Origin of the sequence: Campylobacter concisus, from assembly GCF_003048535.1 — a bacterium.
GTDB lineage: Bacteria > Campylobacterota > Campylobacteria > Campylobacterales > Campylobacteraceae > Campylobacter_A > Campylobacter_A concisus_S.
In genome coordinates this window covers 61,486-87,368 of sequence record NZ_PIRQ01000008.1, presented here as the reverse complement: position 1 = coordinate 87,368, position 25,883 = coordinate 61,486, and the positions used below count along the sequence as shown (strand labels likewise).

28 protein-coding genes are annotated in these 25,883 nt (G+C 36.3%); 23 read left to right on the top strand and 5 right to left on the bottom strand.

Translation table 11 applies throughout. From position 1 onward, the window contains the following. The first annotated feature begins 7 nt into the window (after positions 1-7). The 14 genes from CVS93_RS08195 (at position 8) to CVS93_RS08130 (ending at position 11,484) form a co-directional block, all read left to right on the top strand. Complete coding sequence (locus CVS93_RS08195; RefSeq protein WP_107687262.1) at positions 8-352, top strand: ornithine carbamoyltransferase; 345 nt, start codon at positions 8-10, stop codon at positions 350-352. Next, positions 349-915, top strand: coding sequence for a 16S rRNA (guanine(966)-N(2))-methyltransferase RsmD (gene rsmD, locus CVS93_RS08190; RefSeq protein WP_107687261.1), 567 nt, complete (start codon positions 349-351; stop codon positions 913-915). Before CVS93_RS08195 ends, rsmD begins: the two co-directional genes overlap by 4 nt. A gap of 64 nt (positions 916-979) precedes the next feature. Next, entirely contained in the window at positions 980-2,032 is a 1,053-nt protein-coding gene (locus CVS93_RS08185) for a flagellar basal body P-ring protein FlgI (protein WP_107687260.1), read from the top strand. Next, on the top strand, positions 2,032-2,331 hold the full coding sequence (locus CVS93_RS08180; protein WP_021091392.1) for a rod-binding protein: 300 nt from the start codon (positions 2,032-2,034) through the stop codon (positions 2,329-2,331). Before CVS93_RS08185 ends, CVS93_RS08180 begins: the two co-directional genes overlap by 1 nt. A gap of 58 nt (positions 2,332-2,389) precedes the next feature. Continuing rightward, a complete protein-coding gene (locus CVS93_RS08175; protein ID WP_199907249.1) occupies positions 2,390-2,593 on the top strand; it encodes a flagellar biosynthesis anti-sigma factor FlgM in 204 nt (67 codons plus the stop codon). A 13-nt stretch (positions 2,594-2,606) separates the two neighbouring features. Then, positions 2,607-3,038, top strand: a complete 432-nt coding sequence (flgN, locus tag CVS93_RS08170) for a flagellar export chaperone FlgN (RefSeq protein ID WP_021091397.1) — start codon at positions 2,607-2,609, stop codon at positions 3,036-3,038. Between the two features lie 3 nt (positions 3,039-3,041). Beyond that, positions 3,042-4,913, top strand: a complete 1,872-nt coding sequence (flgK, locus tag CVS93_RS08165) for a flagellar hook-associated protein FlgK (protein WP_084107861.1) — start codon at positions 3,042-3,044, stop codon at positions 4,911-4,913. Next, positions 4,910-5,677, top strand: a complete 768-nt coding sequence (locus CVS93_RS08160) for a TIGR02757 family protein (protein ID WP_107687259.1) — start codon at positions 4,910-4,912, stop codon at positions 5,675-5,677. The genes flgK and CVS93_RS08160 overlap by 4 nt, the downstream gene beginning before the upstream one ends. A gap of 66 nt (positions 5,678-5,743) precedes the next feature. After that, complete coding sequence (locus CVS93_RS08155) at positions 5,744-6,280, top strand: superoxide dismutase family protein (protein WP_107687258.1); 537 nt, start codon at positions 5,744-5,746, stop codon at positions 6,278-6,280. A 154-nt stretch (positions 6,281-6,434) separates the two neighbouring features. Further along, positions 6,435-7,196: a TSUP family transporter gene (locus tag CVS93_RS08150; RefSeq protein WP_087577113.1), complete on the top strand. Its 762-nt coding sequence runs from the start codon at positions 6,435-6,437 to the stop codon at positions 7,194-7,196. Between the two features lie 65 nt (positions 7,197-7,261). Beyond that, the gene (locus CVS93_RS08145; RefSeq protein WP_054196701.1) at positions 7,262-7,945 is read left to right on the top strand and encodes a F0F1 ATP synthase subunit A; all 684 of its coding nucleotides are present in this window, start codon (positions 7,262-7,264) and stop codon (positions 7,943-7,945) included. Positions 7,946-8,109: 164 nt separating this feature from the next. Next, positions 8,110-9,531 carry an Asp-tRNA(Asn)/Glu-tRNA(Gln) amidotransferase subunit GatB gene (gatB, locus tag CVS93_RS08140; RefSeq protein WP_107687257.1) on the top strand — a complete coding sequence of 474 codons (1,422 nt, stop codon included), beginning with the start codon at positions 8,110-8,112 and terminating at the stop codon, positions 9,529-9,531. A gap of 10 nt (positions 9,532-9,541) precedes the next feature. Beyond that, a complete protein-coding gene (locus tag CVS93_RS08135; protein ID WP_107687256.1) occupies positions 9,542-10,432 on the top strand; it encodes an NAD(P)H-dependent glycerol-3-phosphate dehydrogenase in 891 nt (296 codons plus the stop codon). Next, entirely contained in the window at positions 10,429-11,484 is a 1,056-nt protein-coding gene (locus CVS93_RS08130; RefSeq protein WP_107687255.1) for a glycoside hydrolase family 3 N-terminal domain-containing protein, read from the top strand. Before CVS93_RS08135 ends, CVS93_RS08130 begins: the two co-directional genes overlap by 4 nt. A 16-nt stretch (positions 11,485-11,500) precedes the next feature. Here the strand turns inward: CVS93_RS08130 and CVS93_RS08125 are convergent, their stop codons facing one another. From CVS93_RS08125 to rarD (CVS93_RS08105), 5 genes are read right to left on the bottom strand one after another with little or no spacing between them, the layout of a single operon-like run. Beyond that, entirely contained in the window at positions 11,501-12,706 is a 1,206-nt protein-coding gene (locus tag CVS93_RS08125; RefSeq protein ID WP_107687254.1) for an McrC family protein, read from the bottom strand. A gap of 16 nt (positions 12,707-12,722) precedes the next feature. Next, positions 12,723-14,102, bottom strand: a complete 1,380-nt coding sequence (locus CVS93_RS08120; protein ID WP_234400117.1) for an McrB family protein — start codon at positions 14,100-14,102, stop codon at positions 12,723-12,725. 38 nt (positions 14,103-14,140) lie between these two features. Beyond that, on the bottom strand, positions 14,141-14,593 hold the full coding sequence (locus CVS93_RS08115) for an aryl-sulfate sulfotransferase (protein ID WP_107687252.1): 453 nt from the start codon (positions 14,591-14,593) through the stop codon (positions 14,141-14,143). Beyond that, complete coding sequence (gene rarD, locus CVS93_RS08110) at positions 14,586-15,440, bottom strand: EamA family transporter RarD (RefSeq protein WP_265094358.1); 855 nt, start codon at positions 15,438-15,440, stop codon at positions 14,586-14,588. Before rarD (CVS93_RS08110) ends, CVS93_RS08115 begins: the two co-directional genes overlap by 8 nt. Before the next feature lie 16 nt (positions 15,441-15,456). Continuing rightward, positions 15,457-16,344 (bottom strand): EamA family transporter RarD, encoded by an 888-nt coding sequence (rarD, locus tag CVS93_RS08105; protein ID WP_084107873.1) that lies wholly within the window; start codon positions 16,342-16,344, stop codon positions 15,457-15,459. 146 nt (positions 16,345-16,490) lie between these two features. Here rarD (CVS93_RS08105) and CVS93_RS08100 point away from each other — a divergent pair, with 146 nt between their 5' ends. The 9 genes from CVS93_RS08100 to mnmH are packed head-to-tail and all read left to right on the top strand — an operon-like array spanning position 16,491 to position 25,635. Further along, the gene (locus CVS93_RS08100; RefSeq protein ID WP_107687250.1) at positions 16,491-17,831 is read left to right on the top strand and encodes a class II 3-deoxy-7-phosphoheptulonate synthase; all 1,341 of its coding nucleotides are present in this window, start codon (positions 16,491-16,493) and stop codon (positions 17,829-17,831) included. Between the two features lie 24 nt (positions 17,832-17,855). Beyond that, on the top strand, positions 17,856-18,812 hold the full coding sequence (locus CVS93_RS08095; RefSeq protein ID WP_072594292.1) for an NAD(P)/FAD-dependent oxidoreductase: 957 nt from the start codon (positions 17,856-17,858) through the stop codon (positions 18,810-18,812). Positions 18,813-18,814: 2 nt separating this feature from the next. Beyond that, positions 18,815-21,067, top strand: coding sequence for a vesicular transport factor Uso1p (locus CVS93_RS08090; protein WP_107687249.1), 2,253 nt, complete (start codon positions 18,815-18,817; stop codon positions 21,065-21,067). Continuing rightward, positions 21,064-21,771 (top strand): tRNA1(Val) (adenine(37)-N6)-methyltransferase, encoded by a 708-nt coding sequence (locus CVS93_RS08085; RefSeq protein ID WP_107687248.1) that lies wholly within the window; start codon positions 21,064-21,066, stop codon positions 21,769-21,771. The genes CVS93_RS08090 and CVS93_RS08085 overlap by 4 nt, the downstream gene beginning before the upstream one ends. After that, positions 21,768-22,133: a YkgJ family cysteine cluster protein gene (locus tag CVS93_RS08080; RefSeq protein WP_107687247.1), complete on the top strand. Its 366-nt coding sequence runs from the start codon at positions 21,768-21,770 to the stop codon at positions 22,131-22,133. The genes CVS93_RS08085 and CVS93_RS08080 overlap by 4 nt, the downstream gene beginning before the upstream one ends. After that, entirely contained in the window at positions 22,112-23,377 is a 1,266-nt protein-coding gene (locus CVS93_RS08075; RefSeq protein WP_107687246.1) for a tetratricopeptide repeat protein, read from the top strand. Before CVS93_RS08080 ends, CVS93_RS08075 begins: the two co-directional genes overlap by 22 nt. Continuing rightward, on the top strand, positions 23,374-24,159 hold the full coding sequence (trpC, locus tag CVS93_RS08070) for an indole-3-glycerol phosphate synthase TrpC (protein ID WP_087577099.1): 786 nt from the start codon (positions 23,374-23,376) through the stop codon (positions 24,157-24,159). The genes CVS93_RS08075 and trpC overlap by 4 nt, the downstream gene beginning before the upstream one ends. Next, a complete protein-coding gene (locus tag CVS93_RS08065) occupies positions 24,159-24,641 on the top strand; it encodes an HIT family protein (protein ID WP_021091390.1) in 483 nt (160 codons plus the stop codon). Before trpC ends, CVS93_RS08065 begins: the two co-directional genes overlap by 1 nt. Next, positions 24,628-25,635: a tRNA 2-selenouridine(34) synthase MnmH gene (mnmH, locus tag CVS93_RS08060; protein WP_107687245.1), complete on the top strand. Its 1,008-nt coding sequence runs from the start codon at positions 24,628-24,630 to the stop codon at positions 25,633-25,635. Before CVS93_RS08065 ends, mnmH begins: the two co-directional genes overlap by 14 nt. The last annotated feature ends 248 nt before the right edge of the window (positions 25,636-25,883 follow it).

Below are 25,883 nucleotides of genomic sequence, written 5' to 3'. Positions count from 1 at the left end.
AAGAGATATGAAAATTTCATTTGAGTGCGAGTGTATTTTACTTCAAAAGACACTGCTACTTTTTTGTGGAAATTTGGCTGCTCATCATAAGGATTGTGATTTTGTAGTGAGTGACCGCGAGATTGCGACAAAAAAACCACTATTTATAATAGGAAAAAATGCTCATCTTTCTCATCCTTTTACCAAAACAACACTTCTTGATACGCTTGAAGAATTTTACTCAGCTATACAAATTTCAAAAGCAAATGAGCTAAATGAAGCTAAAAATGAAAAGGGCTTAGAAGAGAAAATTTCACTTTTGATAGATAAATTTAAAGCCGATCTGCTTGAAATTTTAAGGGCAAATCAGTGAAGCTTTACACTAAAATCTCAAGTGGTAAATTTAAAGGTAAAAGGCTTGAGCTGCCAAGCCTAAGCACGACTAGAAGCACAAAAAGCATCGTAAAAGAGTCTTTTTTTAACGTCATTAGAGATGAAATTTACTCACTTACATTTATAGAGGGTTTTGGTGGAAGTGGCGTGATGGCAAGCGAGGCCGTTAGCAACGGAGCGCGTGAAGCTATCGCTATCGAAAAAGATAGAGCCGCTTTTAAGATCACGCAAAGCAACCTTGCAAGCCTTGGAGTTACAAATTTAAAGGCTATAAATGGCGATACATTTTCTGTCTTGCCTGATCTTGTAAATTCTCAAAGTGGCAAGGTGTTGCTCTACCTTGATCCGCCATTTGACATAAGAGCTGGCTTTGATGATATCTACGAAAAACTTCTAAATTTAATCTCACAGCTAAAAAAAGAGAAAATTTATATGATAGTTTTTGAGCACAACAGCGACTTTAAATTTAGCGATGAAATTTCTACATATAAGCTTGTAAAATTTAAAAAATTTGGAGCTACTTCACTCTCTTACTTCCAATAACTTATAAAAATTTGGAACATCTTTTGCTTTAAAAACCTAAAATAGCTAAATTTTAGGAAAAAATATGAAAAAATTTTTATCTTTTGTAGCAGCTTCTGTGATAGCTACTTCAGCTTTTGCTACGCAGATAAAAGAGCTTGCAAGCATAGTTGGCGTAAGAGATAACCAGCTAATAGGCTACGGCCTAGTTGTCGGACTAAACGGCACAGGTGATGGCTCAACGTCAAAATTTACGATACAGTCTCTATCAAACATGCTTCAAGGTGTAAACGTAAAGATAAACCCAGATGATATCAAGTCAAAAAATGCAGCTGCTGTTATGGTAACAGCTAAGCTTCCTGCATTTGCTAGGCATGGCGACAAGCTTGACGTCGTGATCTCATCTATTGGCGATGCAAAAAGTTTGCAAGGTGGTACTCTTCTCATGACGCCACTAAAAGGCGTTGATGGTGATATTTATGCTTTGGCTCAGGGTGCTTTAAGCATCGGTGGTAAAAGTGTGGGTAGATCAGGTGGCAACCACCCAACCGTTGGCTCTATCCTAAATGGAGCTTTGGTTGAACGAGAAGTGACTTACGATATTTACAATCAAGATAGCATAAGACTAAGCCTAAAAGATACAAATTTTAAAACCGCTCTTGATATCCAAAATGCTATAAATGCAAATATCTCTGATGATGCCGCAAAGGCGATCGATCCAAGAACGGTTATCGTTAAAAAGCCAGATGATGTTAGTATTATCGAGCTTGCAAGCGCTGTGCTTGATCTTGATGTAGAGTATAAGCCAGATGAAAAGATAGTGGTTGATGAAAGAACTGGCACGATAGTAAGTGGCATAAATGCCGTAGTTAGCCCAGTTGTCTTAACGCATGGTGCAATAACAATAAAAATAGAGCCAAATAGCTATGACGAAGCAGCGCAAAATGATGTAAATATAGGAAGCGATACGTCGGTCGCACCTAGCCAAAATTTACTTAAAATTTCAGGTGAAAAAACAACCGTTGCAAACGTAACAAGAGCTTTAAATAAGCTTGGGGCAACACCAAGCGATATCATATCGATACTTGAAAATTTAAAACGAGTTGGTGCGATACAAGTTGATTTGGAGATAATATAATGCAAATAGACAATACATTAGCACTAAATTCATACAATGAAATTTCAGCAAATAAGATAAAAAATGCAAATGCTAAGCAAGACGCGCTTTTAAAAGAGCAAACCGATGCATTTGAGGCATATATGGTAAAGGCTGTGCTTGACATAGCTTTAAAAGAAGACGAGCACAACTCGCTATATCCAAAGGCTGCTGGTAGCGACATATATAGATCAATGTATAACGATGCAATGAGTAAAGCATTGAGCGGAAATCTTGGTTTTTCAGAACTTTTGTACGATTTTTTAAAGAGAGACTCTTAAGTAAATTTATATTCTGCCGATGTAGTGATATAAACATTTTATTTTAAGAGGTATGAATATGATAAGGCCTTTGAATCAAAGACCAAATTTTCAGGCAAATACGCTAAATAAAAATAGCGATGCCAAGGTCGAAACTCAGAGTAAAGAAGTAAGAACAAACGAAAACGTAAAGCTAAAAGAGATAGCTGATGCCATAGCAAATGGCACTTATCAGGTTGATATCTCAAAAACGGCTAGGGCTATGGCTGATGCGTTGCTGTAATTAAGGAATTTAAATGATAAAAAAGCTTTTGGACGAGGCTATAGGCGAGCTTGATGAGCTTATAAATTTAACTATACAAGATATCGCAAATATAAAAGAGGCTAAGCACTCAAGTGTTGATGAGAGTGTAAAGAAAAAAAATGCCTTAGTTCGTGCATTTGAAGATACCAAAAGAGCACTAGATAAAGAGCTTTTAAAGGTATCAAAAGAGAGCGGTACGACTACACTTGCTAGTGTTTTAGACGATGAAGTGAAGTCAAAGCTTGTTCTTATGCGTTCAAAGCTTGAAAATTTACATAAAGTCAATAAAGAATATGCAAGACATGTTGTTGCTGTTAAAGAATTTTTTGACTCACTTAATGAAAAAATTTTTGGAACTAAAGCAAGTGAATACGGCCAAGATGGAAATAGCATAGATAATAATTTTTATAAATCAAGGGTTTAAAAAATGGCTAATATCTTTATGTCATTAGGCACGGGTGTTTCAGGACTAAATGCAGCCCAGCTTCAAATAAGTACAACCGGAAATAATATCGCAAACGCCGATAGCAACTACTATACAAGGCAGCGTGTTGTCCAATCCGCATCTCCAGCGATGAATACAGTCCCTGGTGGAGTTGGCACAGGCACACAAGTAGATACTATAACAAGGCTTCATGATGAGTTTGCCTACTCAAGACTAAAATATTCATCGTCAAATTTAGAAAATACAGCCTATAAACAAAGAATTTTGCAAGAAGCTACAAAATATTTTCCTGATCTAAAAGATAATGGAATGGTAAAGGACATTCAGGAGTATTTTTCCGCGTGGAATAACTTTGCTTCAAACCCTAATGCTGGTGCTCAGAAAGTAAATTTGATAAATAAAGCAAGTGTATTGACCGCAAGTATCAACCGCTCATCAAAGATGCTTTATGATATGCATGAAAAGATTGATGAAACAATAAAAATAAATATAAATGAGATAAATTCGCTAGGCAGACAAATAGCAAATATTAATAAGCAAATCCAAAGAATAGAATCAGGCGCAGACGCTGGTATAAAAATAAATGCAAATGATCTTCGTGATAAACGTGATGAGCTTGAGCTTGCTATGTCAAAGCTGGTAAATACAGCAGTTTATAAAAGCGATCTAAAGAGCAATTCTAGGGTAGATACAGGAATAACAGATCAAGGAAAATACTACAATCTAAATATTGGCGGTGTAAGTATCGTTGATGGTGTAAATTTTCATGAAATTTCTATGAGTTCAACTGAAAGTGGACGATATACAAAAATTTATTATGAAAGAGAAGATGGCAGAAGAATCCCAATGGAAGAAAAGATTACAGGCGGTAAAATCGGAGCCGCACTTGATCTTAGGGGCCGAAACTACGAGCCAGATAATGATAAATTTAGCGACGGAACGATCCAAAAATACATTGATAATTTAAATACATTTAGTAAAACCTTGATAACAAGTACAAATAATATCTATGCCGAATCCGCAGTTGAAATTTCTAACTCAGATCCGATAAGTTATTTAGAAGGCGATAAGACATTGATGAATCATGATAATAGTATAAGAAACGGAAGTTTTGAAGCTATTGTTTATGATAACAAAGGCAATGTCGTGGCCAGAAAAACTATAAATGTAAATGGTACGACGACGATGAATGATACAAGATATGGCAACTCTATCGTCAAAGACTTTAACTCAAACTCAGATGACAATAAAGATAATAATATGCTAAATGACGTTGATGACTTTTTTGAGGCGTCATATTTTTATGATAAAAATACTAAAAAAGGCACATTTTCTCTCATTCCAAAACAAGCTCAAGGGCTTTATAGCATATCGATAGTCGATCACGGCACAAATTTCCCAGGTGCTGTTGGCATAAATAGATTTTTTTCAGGTACTGACTCAAATAGTATCGGCATAAATCAAAATTTTACCCAAGACCACACAAAGCTTCGTGCCTACTCAAAGCCAGTTATCGGAAATAATGAAGTTGCTAATAAAATGATCCAGCTTCAGTATCAAAAGCAGACCTTTTACTCAAGTGGCATAGCGCTTGATAGAGATGAGACGATCGAGGGATATTACCGCTATCTTACGACTGACATGGCGAGTGATACAGAGGCGAATAATACGATCCACGATACAAATACATCTTTGCAAAAGACAGCTGAAGAGGAATTTCAATCAACAAGTGGCGTAGATACCAATGAAGAGCTTACGAATTTGATCCGCTTTCAAGCAAGTTACGGCGCAGCGGCAAAGATCATCACGACAGTTGATCAAATGCTTGACACGCTTCTTTCGCTAAAACAATGAGTGAGCTAAAGAGCCTTTTAGACTCGCACGTACTTAGCAAAAATACAAATTTGGGGCTGTTTGAAGCCCCAGATCCACTTCAAGTAGCTACTAAATTTAAAGAGCCAAACATAGCGCTCATTTGTGCATTATTTGCTTATGGTAACGCAAAAATGATAGTGAAATTTCTAAATTTACTTGATTTTGGTTTGCTTGATGAGAGCGAGCAAAATATCAAGAAAAATTTATCAAATTTCAAATACCGCTTTCAAAATGAAAATGATGTGAGAGAAATTTTTATCACTCTCTCACGTCTTAAAAATGAGGGCGAGATAGAGGAAATTTTACGCCAAGGTCTAGCAAAAAATGGCGAGATGATAGATGGCATAAATGAACTTATCAAATTTATATATAAGCTAAATTCTTACCGCTCTGACGGATATGAGTTTTTCTTTGGTAAGAGTTTTGAGAGGGAGCCACAAAGCCCATATAAACGCTACAATATGTATCTTCGCTGGATGGTGCGAGATAGCGACATCGACCTTGGATTATTTAAAAATTTGCCAAAAGATAAGCTTTTGATACCGCTTGATGTTCATACACATAGAGTTTCTTTAAATTTAGGACTTATAAATAGAAAGAGCTACGATTTCAAAGCAGTCATGGATCTTACAAAAAAACTTAGAGAATTTGATGAGCTAGACCCGATAAAATACGACTTTGCGCTTTATAGAATAGGGCAGAGTAAAGAGTTAGAAACTATCATAAAAAATCTTAATCAATAAAAATTATTGCTAAATTTTTAAATTTAGGGTAGACTTGCCATACAATTTTATCCACAAGGAGCTTGTATGAAAAAAATCGTTTTACTAAGTGCAGTTTTAGGAACTTTGCTTTTTGCTCATGAAGGTCATCACTTTGATGCAAAATCTGGTGAACATCTAGTTATACCTGTTAATGAGCTAAGCGAGAAAGGCGATAAGAGTGTCGGCAAAGTAGTAGCTGTTAAGACAAACTACGGCGTTGCATTTTTTCCAAATTTAAAAGGACTTACTGCAGGACTACACGGCTTTCACATCCATGAAAATGCTGACTGTGGTGCGACTGAAAAAGGCCTTGGCATGAAAGCAGGCGGTCACTGGGATCCAGCTGGCACAAAGATGCACTCTTTTGCATGGGACGACAAGGGTCACAAAGGCGATTTGCCAGCACTTTACGTAGATACTGAGGGCAATGCGAACTATCCAGTACTAGCCCCAAAGATAAAAAATCTTGACGAGCTAAAAGGTCACTCATTAATGGTTCATGTTGGTGGTGATAATCACAGCGACAACCCAAAAGCACTTGGCGGTGGCGGTGCTAGAATGCTTTGTGGCGTTATTAAGTAATCACTTTAATAAACGAGTCTTTGAGCTAGATCCAAAGGCTCGTTAAAATTTATAAATTTTAAAAATCTCTCATTTCAAATATAAAAATTTTACAAAAAGATAAGTACAAATAAAATACAATCTGCTTTTATTTCAATTATCAAAAGAGTAAAAAATGGAATTTGATCTACTTAGCTATGTCGTTTTTTTTGTAGCTGCGTTTTTAGGTGGTTTTATTGATTCTATCGCTGGTGGAGGTGGGCTTATAACGCTTCCAGCTATTATGGCGATGGGCGTGCCACCACACCTTGCACTTGGTACAAATAAACTTCAAGGAGTCTTTGGTAGCTTTACAGCGACTCTAAATTTCACAAAACGAGGATTAATTAATTATAAAGAGTGCTTTGTAGGTATCGTTTTTACTTTCATTGGAGCTATCATAGGAGCAGTGGTTATCCTATTTTTAAATACAAATTTTTTAAAGATAATTATCCCATTTTTACTGATTGCTATTTTTATCTACACGCTTTTTATGCCAAAAGTCGGCGAAAATGATAGAGCTGCAAAGATGAATGAAAAACTATTTTATGTAGTTTTTGGACTAATGCTTGGCTTTTATGATGGTTTTTTTGGTCCAGGAACAGGCTCTTTTTGGACATTTGCGATAGTGGCATTAATTGGGCTAAATTTAAAAAAAGCTGTCGCTCATACGAAACTCTTAAATTTTACTAGCAATATCGTTGCTCTTGGCATTTTTATAGCCGGTGGACAGATGCTTTGGGCTGTTGGACTTTTGATGGCAGTTGGTCAAATTTTAGGCGCATATTTTGGATCAAATCTTGTCATTAAAAAAGAGGTAAAATTTATTAGAACAATGTTTCTAGTGGTAGTTGCAGTGACCATTTGTAAATTGATTTTCGATTATTTCAGAGTTTAAAATTAAAAATGTTTTAACAATAATTTTGTTACAATCACGCAAAATTCTAAATCCAAGGTAAATTAATGAAAGATTTGTTTCTATTTTCAAATTTCCTAAATAGCTCCCACGCCTTTATCTATGCGTTTCACTTTCTGCTTGTAGCTTTGATTGTTATCATAGTTGCTTATATAGCAAGGAGCAAAATGCAGCTTGTGCCAAGAGGTCTTCAAAATATAGTTGAAGCTTATTTGGAGGGCGTTATATCGATGGGAAGAGATACTTTAGGCAGTGAAAAACTAGCTAGGAAATATCTTCCACTTGTTGCAACTATCGGTTTTATCGTATTTTTTTCAAATGTTGTAGGTATTATTCCTGGATTTGAGTCACCAACATCAAGTCTAAATTTAACTCTAGTTTTGGCTTTAGTTGTATTTGTTTATTACAACTTTGAGGGCATTAGAGAAAATGGATTTTTTAAATACTTTGGACACTTTATGGGACCGAATAAATTTCTAGCTCCGATTATGTTTCCAGTTGAAGTCATCTCGCATCTTTCACGTGTAGTTTCGCTATCATTTCGTCTTTTTGGTAATATCAAGGGCGATGATCTATTCTTACTAGCGATGCTTACACTTGCACCTTGGTTTGCTCCACTTCCAGCTTTTGCGCTTCTAACGCTTATGGCTGTTTTGCAAACATTTATTTTCATGATGCTAACTTACGTTTATTTAGCTGGTGCCGTTGCTATTAGTGAGCACGAGCATTAAAATTTAAAGCCATATTTTTATATGGCTTTTTCCTTTTTAAAACTATTTAAATTTTTAAATCACCTTCTTTATTTTTCCAGTCAAAATGCTCATTTTTAGATATTTTAAAAGAAAGTATCGCTAAAATACGCCTTAAAAATTTGCATAAATTTAAAGGTAAAAATATGTTTGAAGTCGTTATCGGGTTAGAAGTTCACACTCAGCTTAATACAAAAACTAAAATTTTCTGCTCTTGCTCAACTAGCTTCGGCGACGAGGCAAACACTCACGTTTGTCCGACCTGCCTAGCTCTGCCTGGAGCCCTACCTGTGCTAAACAAAGAGGCTGTTAAAAAGGCGATCAGCTTTGGCACAGCGATAAACGCTAAGATCAATAAAAAATCAGTCTTTAATAGAAAAAACTACTTCTATCCAGACCTTCCAAAGGCATATCAAATTTCTCAGTTTGAGATCCCTATCGTAGAAGGTGGCGAGCTAATAATTGACGTAAATGGTACTAAAAAACGCATCGGTGTAACTAGAGCGCACCTTGAAGAGGATGCTGGCAAGAACATCCACGAAGAAAACGAGAGCTTAGTTGATCTAAATAGAGCCGGCACACCGCTTCTTGAGATAGTTAGCGAGCCAGATCTTAGAAGCAGTGATGAGGCGGTGGCTTATCTTAAAAAACTACACTCAATCCTTCGCTTTTTAAACATCAGCGACGCAAACATGCAGGAAGGTAGCTTCCGCTGCGACGCAAATGTCTCTATCCGTCCAAAAGGCGATACCAAGCTTTATACAAGAGTTGAGATAAAAAATCTAAACTCATTTAAATTTATCCAAAAAGCGATCGATTACGAGGTGGAGCGCCAAAGTGCAGCTTGGGAAGATGGCAAATACGACCAAGAAGTCTATCAAGAGACAAGGCTGTTTGACACGACAAATTTAGTGACAAGGTCGATGCGTGGCAAAGAGGATAGCGCGGAGTATAGGTACTTTCCTGACCCTGACTTGCTCCCTGTTGAAGTGCCAGAAGAGATGTATAACGAAGCTATAAAAATTCCAGAGCTTGCCGAGCAAAAGGTCGCAAGATATGTTAGTGAGCTAGGGGTAAAAGAGAGTGATGCGCTAAATTTAACTCAAAGCGTTGAGATGGCTAGATATTTTGAAGAGCTGATCGCTGCGGGAATTCAGCCAAAGCTTGCTACTACATGGCTCATAGTCGAGCTTCTTGGCCGCTTAAATAACGGCGTAACGATCGAGACAAGCCCAGTTAATAGTGCTAAAATGATAAATTTACTAAAACGCATAGAAGATGGCACGATAAGCGGCAAGGCCGCAAAAGAGGTGCTAGACTATCTAATGGAAAACGACGCGGACGTCGATAGCGTCATCGAAAAGCTTGGCTTGAAACAAGTGAGCGACGACTCAGCGATCATTGCGATCATAGATCAAATTTTAGCTGCAAACGCTGACAAAGTCGAAGAGTATAAAAACGGTAAAGATAAGATGTTTGGCTTCTTTGTTGGTCAGGTGATGAAAGAGGGCAAGGGCGCCTTTAACCCAGGCAAGGTTAATGAGCTTTTAAAGGCCAAAATAGGCTAAAAGGGCTAAAATGAGCATAGCAGTCATCGGAGCTGGCAAGTGGGGCAGTGCGCTATTTCACGCATTTAGTGAAAATAACGAGTGCGTCATCAGCTCAAGAACGCCAAGAGAGATGCCAAATTTTGTAAGCTTAGAAGAGGCTTTGGAATGCGAATATCTAGTCTGCACAATCCCAACTCAAGCTACAAATTTATGGCTAAAGCAAAACTACAAAAACAAAGGTCAAAAGATCCTAGTCGCCAGCAAGGGCATAGACACGGCAAATCTTAAATTTTTAAATGAAATTTATGAAGACTTTGTTGATAGAGAAAATTTGGCCTTTCTCTCAGGGCCGACCTTTGCAAAGGAGATCATGCAGAAGCTGCCTTGCGCCTTGGTGGTAAATTCTAAAAATAAAAATTTAGCTTTAAAATTTGCCTCATTTTTCCCAAGCTATATGAAAGCCTACACCTCTGATGATGTGATCGGTGCTGAAGTGTGCGGGGCGTATAAAAACGTGATCGCCATAGCTGGTGGCATCTGTGACGGCCTTGGTCTTGGTAACAACGCAAGGGCGAGCCTCATTTCACGTGGGCTTGTCGAGATGGCTAGATTTGGCAAATTTTTTGGTGCAAAAGATGAGACTTTTATGGGGTTAAGCGGCGCAGGAGATCTTTTCTTAACCGCTTCATCGATACTTTCGCGCAACTACCGCGTAGGTCTTGGCATCGCAAGGCACGAGAGACTAGAGAAAATTTTAAGTGAGCTTGGCGAGGTGGCCGAGGGCGTCGATACTGCAAGAGCTATTAGCAAGATCGCCAAAGAAAAGGGCATATATGTGCCGATCGCTAGTGAGGTTGAAAATATGCTAAATGGCAAAGACGTTTTTGAGAGCGTAAAATCACTTTTGGGAAGAAGATGAGAGCTTTTAAATTTATACTTTTTGTGGCTATTTTTGCTCTGGGGCTAAACGGCGCTGAAGTGAGTCTAAGAGCCAAGGTTTCACAGATGATAATGGTTGGCTTTAATGGAGCTAGCACAAAAGACGCTGCGTTTCGCGCGATGTTAAGCGATGCTGGATATGAGAGATTTGGCGGTGTGATGCTACTTGGCAGAAACGTCACTAGTAAAGCCCAACTAAAAGCAAGCATAAAAGCTATCAAAGAAAAAAGTCCTAAAATTTTCGTCGCTATCGACGAAGAGGGTGGCAATGTAAGCCGCATGAAGGATAAGAGCTTTGATGGCCCATATCCTAGCGCATACGAGGTCGCAAGTACGCTTGATATCAAAAGCGCTTATGATCTCTACTCAAAAATGGCTATAAATTTAAAGGAGTGTGGCATAAATTTAAATTTCGCTCCAGTGGTTGATCTGCACGATGAAAACTCGCCGATCATCGCTGTTAAGCAAAGGGCGTTTAGCGAGTATGCGAGCAAGGTTGTGATCTACGCTGATGCTTTTATGGACGCATTTAAAGAGCAGGGCATCCTAACGACGCTTAAACACTTTCCAGGGCATGGCAGCTCAAAAGAGGACTCACATAAAAATAAGAGCGAGGTCACGCTAAGCAAAGATGCGCTGCTGCCATATAAAGACGCTATAAGCACGGGTAGAGCGCAGATCATCATGGTCGGACATCTTTTTGTAAAAGGCATCGACGAGGACAACCCAGCCACACTTTCTAAAAAAATAATAACCGATCTCTTGCGAAATGAGCTTAAATTTAATGGCGTAGTCATCAGCGATGATATGCTGATGAAAGGCGTTGGCGACGAAGCTTTGGCTCAAAAAGTGGTGAAATTTATAAACGCTGGTGGCGACATCTTGCTCTTTAGCGAGTTCAAGATAAATAACCAAAGAACGGCCGATCTAGTCGCTCAAATCATAGTCGATGCTGTAAACGAGAAAAAGATCAGCAAGGAGCGAATCGACGCTTCATACAAGAGGATAATGGCTCTAAAAGCAAAGCTTTAAATTTGGCTTTTATAAATTAGGCTAGTAAATTTGCGTTATTTTCGTCTTTTTCAAGATCAAAATATAAAATTTCAAGCTGCATATCTTTTTCATATTTAAATTTCATAAACTCTTGTTTTATGCCGTCTATCTTTGGATATATTAGATAAAGTTTGCCACAATTATATTTTTTACCATAGGCATATAGCTGATATAGGTCAGCTTGTGAAATATCGTCTTTTGATTTGACGATCTTCCATTTTGTGTCGGCTATATAATTTTGGTTTTTATATTTTAAAAATATATCTGGTTTTAACCCGAAGTCTCTTCTTGGTTCTTCAATAAGATATTTTCCTTGATGCTGCAATATAGTGCCTGGATGCTTTTTCTTTATAAAATCTCCAACATAGCTTTCAAAAAGCGTATTCATATCAAATAGCAAGGCAAAGGCCACATCGCTACCTCTATACGGACTAAACGACTTGTTTTGTAAAAATATCTTACTCCATAAAAGCGCTTGCTCATAGTGTTTTGTTTGGCGATTTAGTTTTAATCGGCTAAAGTCCGCGTTTATATCAGAGCTAGATGAAATTTCATCAAAAATAAATAAATATTCCCTAATGAGTCGTTGAATTCTGCTTGATTTTGAGCGCCTGTATAAAAACTCAAGCGTACTTTTTATGAGGCGATTTTCGGCTCTATCTATGGAAAATTCCTGATAGCAAACGTAAAATCTCTCTTTATGGACGATATTTTTACGTATTTGTTCCGAGATTTTTAGCTTTCCTTTTAAAAATTTTAGATTATCCTCAAGCTCTACATAGTCGCTTTTTATGCCTATTTTTACGAGTTTTGATACTTCATCTAGGAACATCGATATAAAAATTTCAAGAAGTGGTAGATTCAAGCTTTTTAAATTCGCTATGTTTATATTTTTAAATGGATGGTTTTTTAAAGTTTTTAACATTCTTAGTAAAATTCTTTTAGAATTTTCTACCGCTTCTTTATTGCCGCCATTGTCATTATCATGGATTTTTGGAAGTATCTCAAGGCTATCGCCACTTTTTGTCTGGATGATACCGACGTAGTTTTGAGCTTGTAAAAAATCGCCCTTTTTATCTCTGCCGAGCTTTAAAAACTCTACTGCGGCAAAATTTTCTCTAGTAAAGGCATCTACGGCGTTAAATAAGTCTTGGTTATCTTCCGGGCGAAATTTTTCAAACTCTATTAAGTATTTGGTCATTGCTTTGCGTTTTATTTCATTCGTAAATTTTTATATAGCTTTGAGGGTTTTTGAAAGTTTCTTGGTCGCTTATCTCATATAGGACTTTATCGTCTATATCGTCGATCTTTGATCCAAATAATTCTTTTGTAGCCATATTTTTCTTGATTTTAACAAACTGAAGGTCTTCGTTTTTTTGATTATCTCCTAGTACTAGCCTTATCTTTTCCCAATCGTCATAAAAATACTCTTGTAGTAGCGGTAAAATTTTGTTTTTAAAGATCAAAGCTAACTCTTCTATATCCGTATCGCTTTTTAGTGACATAAAATAGGCATGTCCTATCGTGTGATCTCTGTCGTAAAGATACTCTATGCGCTCGTTTATCATTTTTAGCATTTTGCCTATATTTATACCTTCGATATTTATTTTGTTTAGTTTGTCATATTCTGGCATTATCTCCAAAAATTCAAACCTTCTTCTAAGAGCCGTATCCATAAGGGCTATGCTGCGATCCGCTGTATTCATCGTGCCTATTATGTATAAATTTGACGGCACTCCAAATTTCTCTTTTGAATATGGCAGCTCCACTATTATCTCGTCATCTGCTCCGAGTCTTTTTGATGGCTCTATAAGAGTTATGAGCTCACCAAAAATTTTAGATATATTCCCGCGATTGATCTCGTCGATAAAGATGGCATATTTTGGTGTGTTCTTATTAAAAAACTTTTCTCGTGCATCTTTTGGCAGATCGCAAAAATCCCTAAGTTTGCCTTTGTATCCACTAAGAAGTAAAGCATTTTCGCAGCACTGATAAAAAATTCCTTTTGATATCTCATAAGTTATATCGCCATCTTCGTTTTTGCTATCAAATAGAGGCTTTATGCCTTCTACAAATTCCTCATATCCATAGCTTTGGTGAAATGTTATAAATTTTATTTGTCTACTTCGTATATATTCATCAAATTTATTTTTTAGATCATTTCTGGTTTCGCTTATATCAACTTTTCTTTCTTCTATTATCTCGATGGCCTTTATCACTGTACTGTATGTCTTTCCAGTTCCTGGAGAACCATATAAAATTTGATTTAGTGATAGATCTGTTTTGCTTTTTATTTGTTCGTTGTCAGTTATCGGCATTGTTATTCCTTTGCTATTTATAAATTCTATATACTTTTTTACCGCTGAATTATAGTTGGCAAAAGGTTTTTTGGTTTTTCCAGATTTTAAAAACTCTTCTTCTAAATATTTTGGGTTTTTAGTTTTTAAGTCATAATAATCAAAAATTGAGTAAATTTTATTGTCTTCTAAAAAACTAATAAAATTTCTTAAATAGGTTTGATATTGTTGAACCGTATTTTTACTTAAAGTTTTTTTACAATAATCTTTAAAACTGTCATAATCTATATCTTCAAACATACTTATTCCTTTAAATCTAAAATTTATTTGAGTTGATATCATAACCCATCAAATTCTCTCTTTAGCTCCTCTCTTAGCTCTTCAGCTCTATCTTCGCCGTTTTTGAAATTTGCCCTTACAAAGCCATCAAGCTCGTCCAAGATCACAAAGAGTTCGCTCTCCCAGCTTAAATTTTCTTTCTTTGATAAAGTTTCCAGTTTTTCTCTTATTTGCTCTAAGGCATCTAATGCTTTATCTTTTTCAGACTCACTATTTAGCGCATCTTCAAATAAAATATCTTGCCTTAAGGCGTTTATTTTTTTAAATATTACATTGCAAAATTTTGGATATTTCTCAGCATTGCTTAAATTTTCTAAAACCTCCTGTGCAGCCTTTTGATAAGCTGGCGCAGCACCTTCTTCATCTAGCTTTTTGGTGAGTTTTTGTATCTGAAAATATAAAATAAGCGCCGCAAAGAACGCAAGCAGCAAATAAATCGTCACATTATTCATTTTTACTCCTTTTTCTAAATTTATCTATGCTAATTATCGCAAGTGCCAGCCAGATCATACAAAACGAGATGACCTTGTAGCCGTCTAAATTTTCGCCGTAAATGAAGACTGCACAAAGGATCGCGATGGTCGGCGAGATGTATTGCAAATAGCCAATCGTTGTTAAATTTATCCTTGTTGCCGCTGCGTTAAAAGCGACAAGTGGTACGATGGTTACGATGCTTGAAGCAATCATTAAAAGTGAGTCTTCATTTAGTCCAAAGTGGCTTTTATCTAAAAATGCTATGTAAAGGACGTAAGCAAGTGCAAATGGGAACATAAAAAATGTCTCTATAAAAAGCCCGTTGAATGCGCTAATCTTTGCCATCTTTCTAACTGCTGCGTAAAATCCAAATGAAAGTGGCAAGATAATGGAAACTAATGGCAATCCACCTTGGGCATAAATTTGTATGCTAATGGCTAAAACGACTATACAAATGGCTAAAATTCCGCTTTTATTTAGCCTTTCTTTAAAGATGATAACACCAAGGAGCATGCTTATTAGGGGATTTATAAAATAGCCCAGGCTTGTGTCTAAAATTTTGCCATTGCTAACAGCATATACATAAACGCCCCAGTTTGTGGTGATAAATATACCACTCAAAAATAGGATTTTTAGCGAACGAATATCTTTAAGTAAAGTAAAAATTTCGCCCATTTTGCCACTAAAATAAAGCACTCCAGCCATTAAGAAAAATGACCAAATGACCCTATGAGCTAAAATTTCATAAGCATCGACATCTTTGCTAAAGAGGTTGAAATAAATCGCCAAAAACCCCCACATAAAAAAGGCGCTAAGCGCGAGAATAACGCCTTTTTGGCTCTCATTTAGTCTTGGTATTTTTGTCGCCTTTTATAGAATTTATACTATCTATCATCAAAAGTGTGACCGAGATGGCTAGGCAGATCATTAAAAAGTATGAGCTTTTCTCCAGTCTCTCGCCGATAGCAAATGAGACAAAAAGCATCATTATAGGCTCAAAATATGTAAGCAAACCTAGTACATTTATCGGCACGAGCGTGCTTGAGAGGATCTGGGCGATGAGGGCTATGCCGCTGATAGCACCAAGCAAGATGAGCAGATAGTAGATGTTTGGATTTTGGCTCATCACGTAGTTCATATCGGCTGTGAGCGCAAAATAAAATGAGAATAAAAACATAAAAATTATCTCTATAACAAAGCTTGAGAAATTTGCAAGGTTGTAGTACTTTCTAATGGCAAAATAGACTGGATAAAGGCAAAAAACTACAGCGCTCTCCCACGAGATGCCGCCGCTTAGTATAGCTGTACTAAAGACGCCAAGGGCTGCAAAAAATATCGAGGCTAGCTTTGTTTTAGAGAGGTGCTCTTTAAAAAATATCCGTCCAAAAAGGACCATGACTATTGGCATGATGAGGTAGCCAATTGATACCTTTAGTGCTGAGCCATTGCTTGGCGCCCAGAGATAAAGCCACATCTGAAATGAGACGATGAGCGAGGTAGCAAGCAAAACTAGTAAAATTTTAGGTTTTAGCTTTATTTTTAGAAGTAAAAATTTGAAATTTCGCTGCTGTTTTAACAAAAAAATGGCGGCGATGACAAAAGGCATGGCAAAGATCATGCGGTATCCAATAAGAGCTTGTGTGCTGATGGGGTTCATGAGCACTGACATGTAGTAAATGCAGTTAAATAAAACTGATGCCAAAAGCGAATAAAAAATGCCTTTTATCATGAAAAAAATCTTCTCTTTTTTTTGGGTAAATTTAAAGTAGCGATTGTATGCAAAATATCTTTAATAGCCCATTAATGGCTTTTATTTTTTAAGTTTTGCGTGATATAATCAGCGTCTAATTTAAGGCAAAAAAGATAGGAAAATAAATGACTTGGAACCGCGATAGCTGGAGAGAATTTAATATCTTGCAACAACCAAATTACCCAGATTTAAAAGAGCTTAAAGAGATCGAAGAAAAATTAAAATCGCTTCCTCCTTTGGTCTTTGCTGGCGAGGCTAGAAGTTTAAAAGAAGAACTTGCAAAAGTTTGCAATGGCGAAGCATTTTTGCTTCAAGGTGGCGACTGCGCTGAGAGTTTTACAAATTTTAATGCAAACAACATCAGAGACATGTTTAAGGTTTTACTTCAAATGGCGATAGTTTTAACCTTTGCTGGCGGCTACCCAGTGGTAAAAGTGGGCCGCGTGGCAGGGCAGTTTGCAAAGCCTAGAAGTAGCGATTTTGAAGAGGTAAATGGCATTAAGCTTCCAAGCTATAGAGGCGACATCATAAATGGCTTTGAATTTGACGAAAAGGCAAGAGTGCCTGATCCAAAACGCATGATCGAGGCGTATTATCAAAGTGCATCTACGATGAACTTACTTAGAGCCTTTTCAAGAGGCGGTTTGGCTGACCTTCATCAAGTGCATAAGTGGAATTTAGGCTTTGTTAAAAAGCCAGAGATCGGCGAGAAATACGCAAAACTAGCTGATGAACTAACAAAGACACTTTCATTTATGGCAGCTTGTGGCATCACTTCAGCAAATACGCCAGTCATAAATCAAACCGCGGTTTATACATCTCACGAGGCGCTTTTGCTACCTTATGAAGAGGCATTAACTAGGGTTGATAGCCTTAGCGGTGAGTGGTACGACTGCTCGGCTCATATGCTTTGGATAGGTGAGAGAACACGTGGTATAAACGACGCTCACGTACATTTTTTAAGTGGTGTGAAAAATCCTATCGGCGTAAAGATCGGACCAAGTGCAAAGGCTGAGGATGTCATCGCGCTTGCAAATAAACTAAATCCAGAAAATGAAGCTGGCAGACTAAATGTGATAATCAGAATGGGTGCTGATAAGATAGGCGAAAATTTACCAAAAATTTTAAGAGAGCTAAAGCGAGAAGGGCTAAATATCGTTTATAGTATCGACCCGATGCATGGCAACACTGTAAAAACATCAAATAACTACAAAACCAGAGAATTTGACAAGATAATAAGCGAAGTTAGAAGCTTTTTTGAAATTCACAAAGCTGAGGGCACAAGAGCTGGCGGCGTGCATCTTGAGATGACAGGTCAAGACGTGACTGAGTGCACGGGCGGGGCATTAAATATCACTGAAAGTTCGCTTGAGCAAAGATATGAAACACAATGTGACCCAAGGCTAAATGCTGATCAGGCACTTGAGCTTGCATTTTTGATGGCTGATCTAGTTAAAAAAGCTTAGAATTTATAAAATTTGGAGAAAAAGATGGTAAATGTTTATGATCTAATTGTTGTTGGTGGCGGACCCTGTGGAATTGCTAGCGTAGTTGAGGCAAAAAGAAATGGCTTAAACAACGTTTTGCTTCTTGAAAAAGGCGATAATCACAGCCAAACGATAAGAAAATTTTATAAAGATAATAAGCGCGTAGATAAAGAGTATAAAGGGCAAGATAGCACGATACATGGCGTAGTTTCATTTGAGGATGGTACGAAAGAGAGCACGCTTGATTATTTTGATAAGCTGCTTGATACTGAAAAGATTGAAGCTTTTTTTAACTCTGAAGTAGAGAGCGTGAAAAAAGATGGAGAAATTTTTAAAGTAACTACCTCAAAAGCCGTATATGAAGCTAAAAATGTGATGATATCAATTGGCAAAATGGGACGACCAAATAAGCCTGATTATAAAATCCCGCCTTCACTAAACTCGGTTGTAAATTTTAACCTTGATAGCTGTACGAACGGCGAAAAGGTGCTTGTTGTAGGTGGCGGAAACTCAGCAGTTGAGTATGCGATCGAGCTTTGCCAATACAATAAAACCACAATCGCTTATAGAAAAGATAATTTTAGCCGCGTAAATGAGACAAATTTAAGCGCACTTTGGGAGTTAGAAAAGCACGGCAAGATAAAAGTTAGGCTAAATCACGATATAAAAGAGATAGATAACGAATCAGGCAAAGTTAGAGTGCATTATGAAAATGGCAAGATCCGCGTTTATGACAGAGTTGTCTATGCAATAGGCGGCTCAAGTCCGGTTGATTTTTTACAAAAATGTCAGATAAAAATCGATGAAAAGGGCACTCCAATAGTTGATAGTAACTACCAAAGTAGCGTACCAGGACTTTATGTGGGCGGTGACATCGTGCTAAAAAATGGCGGCTCAATAGTCGTTGCTCTAAATCACGCTCATCACGTCATAAAAGACATTTTAAAGGGCAAGGCATAAGCTTGATAAATAAAATTTTACTAGCCATTTTTTGTTTGATAGCTGGCTTTTGCCTATCGTTTTTTAAATCTCCAAAAGAAGATGAGACACCAAAAGATACTAATCAAACGATTTATTCTATAAATTTTGATAATTTGCCAGAAGAAGAGAGACAAAAATACATCAGTAAAGACGATCTTTACGAATATGGCGGATATATAACTCCAAAAAGTTATATCCAAAATTTTACTGAAATGAACGATCAAAATTTATCAAATGATATAAACGAACTTCAAGAACAAGTTCGTGAGCTAAGCAAAAAAAATAAAATTTTAGCTACTGATAATGTTGATATCAGCGAGAAAAATTTAGACTTTATAGGCAAAATTTCAGAGATGAAAAAAAATATCGAAAATGAAAAAAATGAGATAGTTGAGAAAAACCAAAAGACGCTTGGCAAGCTTGAAGCACAACACTTTGAAAATATACAAACTCTCACAAAACGGCTAAATGAAGCTCAAGCTGATATGATTGAGAGCTCAAAAGCCTATGAAAAAAAGATAATAGACCTTGAAAATGCGATAAATGAGGCAAAAAATGGTGATGAAAGTAAGGTAAAAGATATCGAAGCAAATTTTGCTAAATTTAAAGAGATGGCTGAGGCAAATTACACAGCTTTAAAAGAGCAAAATATAGAGCTAAATACGACACTGGCTCAAAAAGAAGCACTAATAAAAGAGTATGAAAATACTCAAAATGAAAAAGATAAAAACGAAAAAAGAGAAATTTTGCTTTTAAAAGAGGAGATCGAGCGAGCAAAAAATGACGCTAAGATACAAAAATTTAGCTATGAAAAAGAGATAAATGCACTAACTGATGGCTTTGAAACGCAAAAAAGCGTTATGGAGGATGAGCTTTCAAAAAAGGCAAATAAGATAATTGATCTTGAGGAGGCTCTTGAGTCAAGCAAGACTGCCTTAAAAGATAGAATTTATGAGCTTGATGAGATAAAGAAAAATTTAAACTCAAAAGATTTGGCAGTTGAAAACTATAATGGTAAAAATTTAGAGCTAAACGCCTCTCTTGCGGCACTTCATAAAAGTTTTAATGATTTAAAAGAAAAAAATCTTAAAAGCGAGCAGGAAAATAAACTCGCAAATGAAAATATAAGCTCGCTTAAAAAAGAGCTTGAACGGGTAAATTTGATAAATAAAAAGCTAGAGAAGCAAAATTTAGATGCAAATACAAGTTTAAATGAGCTAAATAAAAAGCTAAATTTGAGTGAAGAGAGCTTTAAAAATGCACGAGATGAGCTAAAGACGCTTGATACAAAGACAAATAAATTTTTAAAAACTTTATTTGAGCAAAATCAAACTATTTCTTTGCAAACTCAAAAGCTTGGTTTAAATGACAGTGAGTTGAAAAATTTAAGTGCAAAGATAAATTTAAAAGATGAAAAGATAAAAGAGCTGGAAAATAATCTCACACAAACAAGCCAAATGCTAGCAGCAAAGCAAAGTGAGCTAGAAGCTCAAAAAAGAACGCTAAAGATCGATATGCAAAACTATGAAATTTTGCGTCAGCAAATAAATATTTTGCAAAAAAAGATAGCTGATACGTCGGCCCTTTTTGCTGATAGTAATAAAAGCGGTGGTAAAAATTTACTAAGCTTACAAAATGAGCTTGAAAGTGCAAAACATAAGTTAAATGAGAGCAATAAGACGATTGAGAGGTTAAATTCTAAAATAAATGAACTTAGCTCATCTAGCGTAAAAGGAAGTCCAGTAAATGCCAAAATCATCGAACTTCAAAAAGATATCGAGCAAAATTTAAATAGGCAAGATGAGCTTGAAAATGAAAATGTGAATTTAAAAAATATCTTGCAGGCGACAATTAAGCCAGAGACGCCAACAAAGCTAGTTTTGATCTCTAGCCTTGAGTGTGATGACATGGATGCAAAAGATAAGATTAGCGTGATGTGTAAGAATAGAGTGAGCGAATTTTTGCAAAGATTTAACTCAAACTACCTTTATGAGATAATTCCGATCGTAGATAAGAAAAATTTTGTCATCCCATCAAATGTGGCTCAAAGCATCAAAAAAGACGATCTTGGCAGGCTAAACAACTATGTAAATTATGGCGTTGGTAAAGAGCGCGCAAAGGCAGCAGCCGAGCTTATAAAAGAGGAATTTGGCGATTTTGCAAGGATAAGCTTTAGCTCCGAAGTGATCGTAAAAGATGTCACGCGTGGCTTTATCATCAAGGTTTATAGATGATCTTGGCTCAGCTAAAAAGTGGCTATCGCTACAACAGCGATACGCTGGTACTTTATGATTTTATAAGCTCAAGTTTGAAAAATTTTTCAGGCAGAATTTTAGACGTTGGCGCAGGGTGCGGGATACTTGGGCTTTTACTTAAACGCGACTTTAAAAATTCCAGCCTAAGCTTGCTTGATATCTTACAAATAAATGGTGAAATTTCTAAATTTAATGCCAGTAAGAACGGCTTGGAGGCAGAAATCATAAATGCTGATTTTGCAGATTTTAAAGATAGTGAGAAATTTGACCTCATCGTATCAAATCCGCCATTTTATCACGAGGGTACGAAACAGAGCGAAGATGAGCATATAAAAGCTAGTAGATACACAAGCTCTTTGGGTCTAAAAGACTTTATAAGAGGTATAAGCGTAAATTTAAAGCCTCACAAAAGGGCGTTTTTTTGCTATGCACCTGATGATCTTAGTCAGATTGTAGCATGTCTAAAAGAGTTTAAGTTAAATTTAGTAAGCCTAAAATTTATTCATACAAAGGCTGATAAACCAGCAAATTTAGCCTTATTTGAGGTAAGAAATAATTCAAACTCAAAGTTAAAAATTTTGCCACCTTTAGTGATGAGTGAAAATGGCTCACATACAAAAGAGACGATTGAAATTTTTAAAAAAGCTGATACAAATAGCGTCGATTATCAGGAGCTAGCGTGAGGGTGCAAGGCTTTAGCTATGAGTTTGATGCCAGCTTTTGCGAGAGCTGTGGCGGTAAGTGTTGCACTGGAGAGAGCGGCTACATCTGGATAAATGAAGAAGAAATTTCAAAATTTTGCACCGCACTTCATATGAGCAAAGATGAGTTTGAAAAGCAGTTTTTAATAAGAGTTGGGCTAAGGTGTAGCATAAAAGAGAAGCCTTATGAAGATGGCTTTGCTTGTGTATTTTTTGATGAAAAAAATAAAAACTGCTCGGTTTATGAGCTAAGGCCACAACAGTGCAGGACTTTTCCATTTTGGAATTATTTTAAAAAAAATTTAAAGGAGCTAAAAGCAGAATGCATTGGCGTAAAATTTTAGTATTTTTTATGAGCGTATTTTTTAACTCGCAGCTACTTTTGGCTGATGATAATAAAAGTATAAATTTACGTCTAATGCAGGCTTTATTGTTTCAAGATAGCGGAGATGTGAATGCTAGCATTCAAGCTTACTCAAACATTTTTAAAGATACAAATCAAAAAGCTTATTTAAAAGAGGCGATCAAACTCGCCTTTGCTACAAAAAATGAAAATTTAGATGCTTTGATAAGTGAAGGCGAAAAAAGCTTAAAAGACGATAGCGATTTTATCCGTATAAAGGTGGCAAATTTAGTAAATCTTTCAAAGCTAAATGAGGCTAAAAGTTTAATGCAAGAGCTTGCTACAAAAGAGCCAAATGCTCAAAATTTACTCATGCTTGGCACTATTTGTATGATGCAAAATGAAACAACAACTGCACTAAAATACTTTGAAGAGGCATACTCGCTAAAGCAAGAAGAAGAAAATTTGCTCCGTATCGTTGATATTTTGATAAATCGCATGGATAAGATAAAAGACGCTACAAAATATCTTGAGAAATTTAGAGATGAACAAGGTTGCACGCTAAAAACTTGTGAGCTTTTGGCTGAAATTTACTCCCAGCAAAGAAATTTCCCAAAAGTGATTGAGCTCTTTGAAGAGCTTTATGAGCTAAATCACGACACTTCGTATATTGATAAGATTGTGCAGTTTTTTATCTATGATAAAAATTACAAAGCAGCAATTGAAATTTTAAAAAAATATAGCTACAACGATATAGCGCTTATGGATCTTTATGCGGCGACTAGTAATTTTGGTGATGCATACATACTTGCTGTTAAAATTTATAACGATAGCAGGGATTTAAATTTTTTAGCAAAAGCCGCGATTTACGAATACGAGATGAATAAAGATAACTTGAACGAACAAAAAATGTCTGAAATTTTAGATAAATTTGAAGCTAGCGTGCCAAAGCTAGAAAATGATATGTTTTTTAACTATTATGGCTACTTGCTGATAGATCATGATATTGACCCTAGAAAGGGTATAGAGCTTGTGCAAAAGGCGCTTGCTATCTCGCCTGAGTCGCCTTATTACGAGGATTCGCTAGCGTGGGGATATTTTAAGCTTGGTGAGTGCAAAAAGGCAAAAAGCATTATACAGCATGCGATGAAAGATGTTGATTTTAGAGCTTCAAAAGAGGCAAAAGAGCATTTACACCTAATAGAGCGCTGTATAATAAATCTAAACAAAAGGCTTAAAAAATGATACTTGATGAGATAATAAAAAAGACTAAAGATGATCTTGAAAAAAGAAAAATAGACTTCCCTGAGGAGTGGCTTGGTCGCTCGCTAGCGTACAATCCATACGTGCCAAGAGATGTTTTAAATGCACTTAGAGCAAGTCAAAATGAGCCTATAAGAATCATAGCCGAGATCAAAAAAGCAAGCCCAAGTAAGGGCGTGATAAGAGAAGACTTTGAGCCGATAAAAATAGCCCAGGAATACGAGCCATACGCAAATGCTTTTAGTATCTTGACTGAGCCACATTGGTTTAAAGGCGATATTGAATACATCACGCAAGTTCGCCGCTACGCCTCAAGGCCGATCCTTAGAAAAGATTTTATCGTTGATAAGTATCAAATTCTTGAAGCTCTTGTTTATGGGGCAGACTTTATCTTGCTCATCGCAAAAGCACTAACTCAAAACGAGCTAAAAGAGTTTTTAGACTACGCTCATCATTTAGGTCTTGAAGTTTTGGTTGAAACTCACGATGCGAGTGATGTGAAAAAAGCTATCTTTGCAGGAGCAAATATAATAGGTATAAATCACCGAAATTTAGATGATTTTACGATGGATATGAGCCTTTGTGAGAAGCTCATACCACTTTTGCCAAATGGCAAGATAATAGTCGCTGAAAGCGGTCTTTACGAGCATGAACAGCTTAGAGAGCTAAGTAAAATAGGCGTAGATGCTTTCTTGATAGGAGAGCATTTTATGAGACAAGATGATATAAAAAATGCCGTCAAAAAGATAAAGGAGGGCGAGTAATGCAGCACCTTTGTGCCCCTTGGAGAAGCGAATACTTTAGCGCTAAGAAAGATAGCTGTGTTTTTTGTGATGTTATAAACTCAGATGATGATGATAAAAATGGCGTACTTTTTCGAGCTAAACATTGTTTTGGGATTATGAATTTATATCCGTATTCTCCAGGGCATTTTATGATAATACCAAATCAGCATACCGACAAGATCGAAGAGCTTGATGAGCAGACTTGGTTTGAGATGAGTAAATTTGTAAGGCTTGGAGTTGAAATTTTAAAAAAAGAGCTTTATGCTAATGGCGTAAATATAGGTATGAATTTAGGCAAAGCAGCGGGAGCTGGGATAGCTGAGCATGTGCATTATCACCTTGTGCCAAGGTGGAGCGGAGATACAAATTTTATAACCACTATCTCTGATGTGAGAGTAAATGGCACACCATTTCATCCACTTTTTGAGAAACTAAAAAAGGCGTTTAGTGCCGTTATTTGAGCTTGATGTAGAGCAGTGGCTAGAGAAAAGAAGCTCTTTTGAAATTTTAATAGACGCAAGATCGCCACATGAATTTTTATATTCTCACATAAAAGATGCCATAAATTTATATGCTTTAAATGATGCAGAACATAAAGAGGTAGGCACACTCTATAAAAGCGATAGATCCCTAGCAAAGAGCCTTGGCGCAAAATATATCTGCAAAAATTTACAAAATATCATTGATGAGGTTTATAAAAGAGCCAAAGTTGGTTCAGCTATTGGCATCTACTGCGCTAAAGGTGGGCTTAGATCAAATTCTATTGGCTATGTGCTAAGCATGATAGGATATAGAGTTTTTAGGCTTAGTGGTGGCTATAAAGCTTATAGAAATCACGTTTTAGAATTTCTAAATCGACCTTTGAGCACGAAATTTATCACTCTTTTTGGAAATACTGGCTGCTATAAAAGTAAGCTAATAAGGGCTCTAAGCCCATCAATAGACCTTGAAGCTATGGCAAATCATTTAGGATCTGTCTTTGGAGCGATAAATGGCGCGCAGCCAAGCCAAAAAAGCTTTGAAGATGCGTTGTTTGAAAAGCTCATCACGCTAAAAGATAAAATTTGCTTTATTGAGGGTGAGAGCAGAAGGATAGGCTCATTAAGCTTGCCAAAAAGTCTTTATGAGGCTATGCGTAGTGGCATAAATGTCGAAGTGAGCGCAAGTTTAGAAAAAAGAATTTCTTGTATAGTGGATGACTATAAAAGTGTGGATAAAGCTTTTTTTGACGAGTGTATGAAGAAAATTTCACCATTTATCGATAAAAAAGCTAGAGATGAAGCTGTGACTAAATTTAATGAAAATGATATTGCTAAAGTAGCTGAAATTTTACTCACAAAATACTACGATAAAGTCTATAAGAAAAATGAAAATATTAATGTTTTTATAAAATCTGATAACTTTGACGAAGCCGTTAAAAAGCTAAATAATATAAAAAATGAAGCAAAATTTTAGGCTTATTTTAATTAAAAAATTAAGCCTAAAATTTATACAAATGAGTTTTAGCTCTTAAAATTTTATAGTCTTTGCTCACTTAAATTTATCAATTTTACTAAAAATAATATGTTTAATTTTATGTAAAATATTTTGTATTATTCTTCTAAATTAGTTAAAAATTTTTCAAGAAAATCAAAGCAACACCTAAATTTCGCCAGAAAGTTAAAATGGATTTAAAATGCTTTGGGATATAATCTGCGATAAAT